Annotated in this window: 8 protein-coding genes; all 8 read right to left on the minus strand. The window is 53.0% G+C overall.

Annotation, left to right across the window (positions count from 1 at the left end):
• Positions 1–94: 94 nt before the first annotated feature.
• Entirely contained in the window at positions 95–730 is a 636-nt protein-coding gene (locus tag ACTF5Z_RS10270; protein WP_423848638.1) for a ubiquinone biosynthesis accessory factor UbiJ, read from the minus strand.
• On the minus strand, positions 724–1,476 hold the full coding sequence (gene ubiE, locus ACTF5Z_RS10275) for a bifunctional demethylmenaquinone methyltransferase/2-methoxy-6-polyprenyl-1,4-benzoquinol methylase UbiE (RefSeq protein WP_438985553.1): 753 nt from the start codon (positions 1,474–1,476) through the stop codon (positions 724–726). The genes ACTF5Z_RS10270 and ubiE overlap by 7 nt, the downstream gene beginning before the upstream one ends.
• Positions 1,477–1,545: 69 nt before the next feature.
• Positions 1,546–1,935, minus strand: coding sequence for a gamma-butyrobetaine hydroxylase-like domain-containing protein (locus ACTF5Z_RS10280; protein ID WP_438985554.1), 390 nt, complete (start codon positions 1,933–1,935; stop codon positions 1,546–1,548).
• 3 nt (positions 1,936–1,938) lie between these two features.
• Complete coding sequence (hslU, locus tag ACTF5Z_RS10285) at positions 1,939–3,258, minus strand: ATP-dependent protease ATPase subunit HslU (RefSeq protein WP_438985555.1); 1,320 nt, start codon at positions 3,256–3,258, stop codon at positions 1,939–1,941.
• Between the two features lie 8 nt (positions 3,259–3,266).
• Complete coding sequence (hslV, locus tag ACTF5Z_RS10290; RefSeq protein WP_009575269.1) at positions 3,267–3,806, minus strand: ATP-dependent protease subunit HslV; 540 nt, start codon at positions 3,804–3,806, stop codon at positions 3,267–3,269.
• Positions 3,807–3,854: 48 nt separating this feature from the next.
• Entirely contained in the window at positions 3,855–4,397 is a 543-nt protein-coding gene (locus ACTF5Z_RS10295) for an SPOR domain-containing protein (protein ID WP_423848642.1), read from the minus strand.
• Positions 4,398–6,074, minus strand: coding sequence for an arginine--tRNA ligase (gene argS, locus ACTF5Z_RS10300; protein ID WP_438985556.1), 1,677 nt, complete (start codon positions 6,072–6,074; stop codon positions 4,398–4,400).
• A gap of 70 nt (positions 6,075–6,144) precedes the next feature.
• Positions 6,145–8,337, minus strand: coding sequence for a primosomal protein N' (locus tag ACTF5Z_RS10305; RefSeq protein ID WP_438985557.1), 2,193 nt, complete (start codon positions 8,335–8,337; stop codon positions 6,145–6,147).
• Between the last annotated feature and the right edge of the window lie 150 nt (positions 8,338–8,487).

The following is an 8,487-nucleotide window of genomic DNA, read 5'->3' on the forward strand; positions in this document are numbered from 1 at the left end:
GCTGTTGCTGGCAGTGCTTGCAAAGGCAAGAACTCGGCAAGGCCATATTTTTTGGCGGTATGTCTAATCTGTGCAAGACGTTTTAGCGACGGCATTAACTGGCCCTCAGGCGGGCAAGGCGCTTGAGTTTGGCTTCGGCGCGGTCAATATTCTGTTGCAGCTTGCGGATATCCCGATAAAAATCTTCAAGTTCAAGTTTCGAGGGGCTCAAGCGCGCCTCTTCTAAGATGAATTCGCTAAGTTGTCGTTCTACCGATGAGCGACTTTGCTTGCCCCAGGCAAACAAGCTTCGCAGTGTTTTTCCTATTTGATGCCCTGCGACGTCACCCACGACAGCGGCGATAGGTGCTTCCCAGTCGATGTCGAGTTCACTCACCAGGCTTTGTAGGCTCTGCATCAGCCGGCTGTCGCCACGAATACGCAAATTGCCGTTTATCAGGGCAATGGCTGGGTCGTCGGCGGCCGCCGCAGCGAGGTATTCGCGCAGAGTTCCCTCGATGGAGGCATCAACTTTTTCTTCATACACAGAGCGCAGTTGCAGGGTCTTGCCCAGTATGATGGTCACATTAAAGTGGGGCTCGGTTACCGTGGCCCGCACACTTTGACCCTCAAGTTTGGCGAGTATGGCTTGAGTTTGCGGCGCATAAGGTAGGGCTCGATTAATGGCTTCTTCCGCTGCCCCGAGCAGGGCAACGTGTAGAGTCGGGTCGAGTTTTGGTAAATCTACCAAGGCTTTAAACCCCGGTGTAAGGCGACGATGCCGCCAGTCATATTAAAGAATTCGCATTGCTCAAAGCCGGCATCTAGCATCATCTCTTTCAGCGTCTCTTGGTCGGGGTGCATGCGGATAGATTCGGCCAAATATTGATAACTATCGGAGTCTCCCGCAATTAACTGGCCTAGTTTTGGTAGAACGTTAAATGAATACGCATCATAGGCTTTGCTGAGTAAATCGTTGGTAGGTTTAGAGAACTCCAGTACCAGCAAACGGCCACCGGGCTTTAGAACCCGCAGCATTGATCTTAAGGCAAGATTTTTGTCAGTGACATTACGCAAGCCAAAGGCGATGGTCACGCAGTCAAAACTGTTGTCGGCGAAGGGCAGAAATTGAGCATCGGCTTGCGCATAGCTTAAGGGCTCGACTTTGCCTTGATCCAGCAGCTTATCGCGGCCAACATTCAGCATGGACTCATTGATATCCGCAAGCACAACGCGCCCTTCTGGGCCGACAATCTCTGCGAATTTACCGGCTAAATCGCCTGTTCCGCCGGCAATATCCAGCACGGAATGGCCTTTGCGCACACCACTTAATTCGATGGTAAACCGCTTCCACAAGCGGTGAATGCCGCCTGACATTAGATCGTTCATGAGATCATAGCGACTCGCTACCGAGTGAAAAACGCCGGCGACAAGACCTGCTTTCTCGTCCACGTCCACTTGCTGATAGCCAAAATGGGTTTTGCCTTGCTCGCTCATGCGGCTGCCTCATTATCTGCGATAGGCGCCTAGTTTAGCGCGTTGTGGCAACTTGTGCAGTGTTCTCGATCAATTGCCCAAGCGAATGACCTGCACATCTGGGTCGCGACTTGCGCCCGCTTCCTCGAGGGCGCGCAAATAGCGTGACCATAAGGTTTCTTGTTGCGTGGCGAGTTGATACAGGTAAGAGAAGGAGTACAGCCCTGAATCGTGTCCGTCGTCGAACTCGATCTGCAGGGCATAATGCCCAATGGGACTCAGCCCTCTGATTTGCACATTCTTTTTGCCAATTTGTAAAACCTCCTGCCCTGGCCCGTGGCCTTTGACTTCGGCAGAGGGAGAATGAACCCTTAGGAACTCGAAGCTTAAGTCAAAGAGCTCGCCCGAATCAAAGCTTAAGCTGACAAGTCCCGATTTGCGTTTGACTTTGATGTCGGTCAGTGTGGGTGTCTGAGTCATGGTTTACAAAATAAACTTAGATAAGTCTTGGTCGTCGCGATATGCGCCGAGATGCTGATCGACATAGTCTGCATCAATAATCAAGGTCTCGCCTGTCGCATGATCGGAGGCGCTGAAAGACGCCTCGTCGAGCAATCGTTCCATAACCGTATGTAAGCGTCTTGCGCCGATATTCTCTACCTGCTCGTTGACCTGATAAGCCGACTCGGCAATGCGGCGCACACCGTCCGGTGTAAATTGTATGGCTAAGCCATCGGCTGCGAGCAAAGCTGTGTACTGCTCTGTTAACGAGGCTTTGGGTTCCGTAAGAATGCGCTCAAAATCGTCAGGGGTAAGTGCCGCGAGTTCCACTCTGATAGGCAATCTACCCTGTAGTTCCGGAATTAAATCAGAGGGTTTGGATAGGTGGAACGCGCCCGAGGCGATAAACAGAATATGGTCGGTTTTAACAAAGCCATATTTAGTGCTCACTGAACTACCCTCGATCAAGGGCAGGAGGTCGCGTTGCACGCCTTCGCGCGATACGTCGGCGCCTCCTGTCTCACCGCGTTTGGCGACCTTGTCCAGCTCATCAATAAATACGATACCGTTTTGCTCAGCCGCTTGCACGGCCTTCTGTTTGAGCTCGTCTTCGTTGATGAGCTTGTGGGCCTCTTCTTCACTTAAGGCTTTGAACGCCTCTTTAATGGTGAGCTTGTGCTTTTTCTGCTTACCTTGTCCCATTGAGCTGAACATGGATTGAAGCTGTTGCGTCATTTCTTCCATGCCGGGCGGTGCCATGATTTCTACGCCGGCAACGCGTTCACGCAGGTCTATCTCTATTTCTTTGTCGTCGAGATCGCCTTCGCGGAGTTTTTTGCGCATCATCTGGCGCGCGGCACCTGAGCTCGAGCTGTCCTCTGTACGTGCTGGCGGTAGTAAGGCGTCTAGGACGCGCTCTTCGGCCGCTTCCTCGGCGCGAAATTGCACTTGTTCTACCGCTTGTTCGCGATACATTTTGATTGACGTTTCGACGAGATCGCGCACGATCGATTCTACATCTCGGCCTACGTAGCCCACTTCGGTGAACTTAGTGGCCTCTACTTTTAAAAAGGGCGCTTTGGCGAGTTTTGCTAAACGTCGGGCTATTTCGGTTTTGCCGACCCCGGTGGGGCCGATCATCAGAATATTTTTTGGTGTGACTTCTGCACGCAAGTCGGCTGGCAACTGCATGCGGCGCCAGCGATTTCGCAGCGCTATCGCTACTGCTCGCTTCGCATCAACTTGGCCCACTATGTGTCGGTCGAGTTCGTGAACGATTTCTCTTGGGGTCATATCAGACATAGTTTGGCCTAGTAATCTATTATTTCCACCGTGTGGTGGTGGTTGGTGTAAATACAAATATCGCCCGCGATGGTGAGGGCTTTGGTGGCGACATCGTGGGCGCTAAGTTCAGTATTGTCCAGTAGTGCGCGCGCTGCAGATTGAGCAAAAGGTCCGCCTGAGCCAATAGCAATTAAGTTATTTTCAGGTTCGATGACATCGCCGTTGCCACTGATTACCAAGGATGTTTCTTTGTCGGCAACGGCGAGTAAGGCTTCGAGCTGTCGCAGGCTGCGCTCTGTGCGCCAAGCTTTGGCCAAAGCCACCGCGGCGCGAACGAGATGTCCATGGTGTTTGTCGAGTTGCGCTTCGAAAAGTTCGAACAGAGTAAACGCATCAGCGGTGCCACCGGCAAAACCGGCAATGACTTGATCTTTGTAGAGGCGACGAACTTTTCGAGCATTGCCTTTCATGACCGTATTGCCCATTGATACTTGCCCGTCACCGGCAATGACGACTTGGTTGTCGCGCCGCACGCAAACAATTGTCGTGCCTCTGAATTGTTCCATAGATCACCTCTTAGGTGGATGTGTGGCCAGACCCTGAAAATTCAAGGCTTAGTTGGCTTTTCGGCTTAAAATCAAGGTTTCGATATTTTGGCTAGCGGTTAGGGCTTTAATTCGTTCCGCCTCACTGCGTTCGCTCAGTGGTCCGACAAACACTCGGTGCCAGCGCCCCGCTTGATTGGTCACCTGATCGATTTTGGGATCCAGCCCAAGCAGAATCAGTTCTGCACGGCGTTGATCTGCATCGGCCTCGTTGCGAAACGAGCCCGCCTGCACAATGAAGTAATTCGTCCGAGTGTTGCTGTCGGTGTGGCTACTTGTTTGTTTCGAACTCTCTACCTTAGATGCGGGTCTACTCAAGTTTTGCTCGGGCAGTACCGTGTAAAATTCAAATTTCGGGCTCGGCTTTTGCTGCTCTTGAGCGCTGCTGGCGGTCTCTTGATCCTGCGATTGTAACAGAGCGCCGTAGTCGAGATTTTGAGCAACAAGCGTCGCAATACTACCCGTCACCAAGCCGGACAGGAAGACTGCCCACGCGGGTTTGCCCGCTGGCTTCGGTGCTTGATTAGCCCTTCGCGCCTGTGGTCTCGACACTTACATTGACTCCGGTGCGCTGACGCCCAAGATATCTAAGCCATTTTGTAACACTTGTTGGGTTGCCAAACACAGGGCGACGCGAGCTTCTTGTGTAGTGGCGTCATCAACCAGCACTTTGTGAGCGTTATAAAAAGTATGGAAGGCTGCCGCTAAATCTTTCAGGAAATTGGCGATCATGTGAGGCGCGCGCTGTTGCCCGGCTTGTTTTACCACCTCAGGGAATTTGTCTAGCTCTTTGATAAGCGCCTCTTCCTGTGGTTCGCTCAATACTGCCAGTGCCGCATCCGAGACATTAGGACTCGGCGTGTTGGCCAGTTTGTTGAGCATGCTGCAGATTCGCGCATGGGCATATTGAATGTAGTAAACCGGATTTTCGTTGCTTTGTGATAAGGCAAGGTCAATATCAAAGGTCAGCTGTGAGCTGGGTGCGCGGGCGACGAGAAAATAGCGCGTGGCATCACGACCGACTTCATCGACTAGGTCGCGCAGCGTGACATAGCTACCGGCGCGCTTAGAGAGTTTGACCTCTTCGCCGTTGCGCATGACCAACACCATTTGATGTAGCACATACTCGGGCCAGCCTTCGGGGATGCCGGCTTTGAGGGCCTGCAAGCCTGCGCGCACCCGAGTGACTGTCGAATGATGGTCTGCGCCTTGTTCGTTGATCACGACTTCGTAGCCGCGATTCCATTTGTTTAAATGGTAGGCAACATCCGGCACAAAGTAGGTATAGCCGCCTTCACGCTTGCGCATGACGCGGTTTTTGTCATCGCCAAAGGCCTCTGTGTTCAGCCATAGAGCCCCGTCATTTTCGTAAGTAAAGCCGTTGTCACGCAAACGTTCGACGGTGTCGTCCACGGCACCGGAAGCGTAGAGCGATGATTCTAGAAAGTAGCAGTCAAATTCGACGCCAAAAGCCTTTAGGTCAAGATCTTGCTCGCGGCGTAAATAGGCAACCGCAAATTCTCGAATGGCATCGATATCGCCAATGTCGCCCGAGGCTGCTACCTCACGGTCTTCGGCCTGAATGACAGCTTTATCTTGGTAGGCCTTCGCTAAATCGATAATGTATTCGCCGCGATAGCCGTCTTGTGGCCACTCCGGGCTGCTAGGGTCCAAGCCCTCGCAGCGAGCTTGTACGGAGCGCGCTAGGTGATCAATTTGTGCGCCCGCGTCGTTATAGTAGAACTCTCGGTCTACTCGGTAACCGCAGGCTTGTAGCAGGCGCGACAAACTGTCACCGACAGCCGCCCCTCGACCGTGCCCCACATGCAGCGGGCCCGTAGGATTGGCCGAGACAAACTCGATTTGGACGCGCTGATTGTTGCCCAAAGAGTTGGTTCCAAACGCTGCACCCTGTTCTAAGATGCTGGCAACTACGGAGGTGCTGGCAGATTTTGATAAAAAGAAGTTAATAAAGCCGGGGCCGGCGATTTCGCAACGGTCTAGCGCTTTATCCGCGGGCAGGGCAGCGATAATTTTATCGGCAAGCTGGCGAGGGTTAAGACCCGCTTTTTTTGCCATGGCGAGGGCGATGTTGCTGGCGAAGTCACCGTGCGATGGGTCGCGTGTACGCTCGATTTGAATGGCGCCAACTGAGTCTTTTTGCAGTACCGACTGTTCCACGAGTGCGTTCAGTGCCTGAGCGATGAGGCCTTGCAGGTGATCTTGCATGATTTTGTTAGGGCTCCGAGAAAAGGCGTATTATCCAAGTTTACGAAAGCAATGGCCAGACCTACCTCGACTACAAAAAGTCATGTGGGTCGATATCAATGGCCCAAGACAGCTCGCTCTTATGCGGCAGTCGCGTCAGAGTATCGGCAATAATATGAACAAATCGATGCAAATTCTTCTCGTGCGGCGCCAGCCAGGTCAGTTGATATCGAAACTTACCTGCACGTTTTGATAGGGGGGCTGGGAGCGGGCCAATGAGTACATGATTCTTCGGCAGGCTTGAGGTTAAGGTATGACGTGCTGAGTTCAGGAAACGCTCGGCTTCGCTGGGATCTTTACTGTCTGCGTGCACCATCACGATTTGGCCAAAAGGCGGCAGCCCGGTTTGATGTCGAGCATGCAGTAGAGAGCTTGCCGTCTCCATATAATCTTGATGGATCACCTGGTGGAATATTTCGGCATCGGGATGATGGGTTTGAAGCATGACTGTACCCGGGCTGTCGCCGCGGCCCGATCGACCAGAAACTTGGGTCAAGAGTTGACCTAGGCGCTCTTCGGCACGGAAGTCAGAGCTGAATAACAGGGCGTCAGTGTCGACAATTCCTACCAGTGTCACTTTAGCTAGGTCATGGCCCTTGGCGAGCATTTGGGTGCCCAAAATTAAGCAGCCGGTTTGATTCGCGTTGATGGCGTCCAGAATGTGGTCGAGCTGCGAAGCTGAACCCACGGTATCGCTATCGATACGATGAATGGGCGTGTGCGGGAATAAACTTTGCAGGGCCAGTTCCGCGCGCTCCGTGCCATACCCCACGCCCTGCCAATGACTACTGTGGCAACTAGGGCAGGTTTTGGGTAGCGGCTTTTGTGCCTGACAGTGGTGGCAGCGAAGGCGATTGTGGCGCTTGTGGATTACCATTCGGCTGTCGCAATTGTCGCATTCCGCTACCCAGCCACAATCATGGCACAGGAGTGTGTGCGCAAAACCCCGTCGGTTCAAGAAGAGGAGTGCTTGTTCGCCTTTACCCAGGGTGTCATGGCAGGCATCTATTAAGGTTTGAGACAAGCCTGCTTCTAGCCTTTGTTGGCGTACATCAATGATCTGCCAACTGGGCAGGCTGGCGGCTTTAGCGCGTGTGCTGAGGGTGTATTGCTCAAATCGTCCGATGTTAACGTTGCTGATGGTTTCGAGTGATGGTGTGGCACTGCCCAGTACAATTGGGCATTGTTCGATTTGTGCTCGTTTGACGGCGAGATCACGTGCGTGATAACGAAATCCATCTTGTTGTTTGTACGCCGAGTCGTGTTCCTCGTCGACCACAATCAGGCCCAAATTTTGAAAGGGCGTGAATAGCGCAGATCGCGTGCCGAGTAGTACCTGTAACTTGCCCGTCCGAGCTCGCTCCCACTCGCGCGCACGCTGAGTCTCCGTCAGGCCTGAATGTAGCACGCCAACCGTAGCGCCGAATCGGCCTTGAAAGCGCGCAGCGGTTTGTGGTGTTAACGCAATTTCTGGCACCAGCACCATCGCTTGTGCGCCCGAGGCTATGGTGTTGGCAATGGTTTGCAAGTAGACCTCGGTTTTACCGCTACCTGTGATGCCATACAGCAAAGAGGCTTTGAATCCGGTTTGTTGCGAGAGTTGCGCTACCGCGAACTGCTGTTCGGAATTAAGCGTCGGTTGCGGGTCGCTCTCGGCTGGGCTGAATTCGGGGTCTTCAATGCGGCAGGGCATTGCCAACCCCTTATCGATCAGAGCTTTTATGATGCTGCTACTAAAACCCTCGGCTTTGAGTGCGCTGCGGGTGGCTTCGTGGCTTTGCAGGCGTTCTATCAGGGCCGCTTGCTTTGGGCTTCTGAGAATTCCCTGTGGTGCAAGGTGTCCCTCTGGGGTCAGTTTGATGGCATTATGCGGTGCGTTGGTCTCCACACCCTTGCGTAATAGCGGCGGGAAAGCCAGCGTCAGAACTTCGCCAATCGGATGTGCATAGTATTGTGACGCCCAAAGGCACAGCTCAAATAATGGTTTTGGTAGCAAGCTGATTGGATCGATAATCCGTGTTGCTCGCTTAAGCTTGGTTTGGTTAACTTCTGATTCCGGTGCGCGACTGACCAAGATTCCCACTAACTGCGCTCTACCGAAAGGTACCTCTACCCTGGTGCCTGCCTGCAGCTTAGCAATGCTGGCGTCGTCGCAGTCCAATGGCGGTAGATAATCAAAGGTTGTTCGCAAGGGCTTGGCCACTGCGATTCTCAGTATCGGCATGCGCTGTAAATATTGGCTTAAGAGTGGCTAGTGTAGCAGACAAAAGCAGTAGCTTGCTTATTGTTAAATCTAGGGTACAATACGCGCCCTTTTGACAACATCAGTGCCATGCACTGCGGTGCCTTGCAACGACGAGGTGGCGGTGGTGCC

The sequence above is a fragment of the Aequoribacter sp. genome, from assembly GCF_965659035.1.
Lineage (GTDB): Bacteria > Pseudomonadota > Gammaproteobacteria > Pseudomonadales > Halieaceae > Aequoribacter.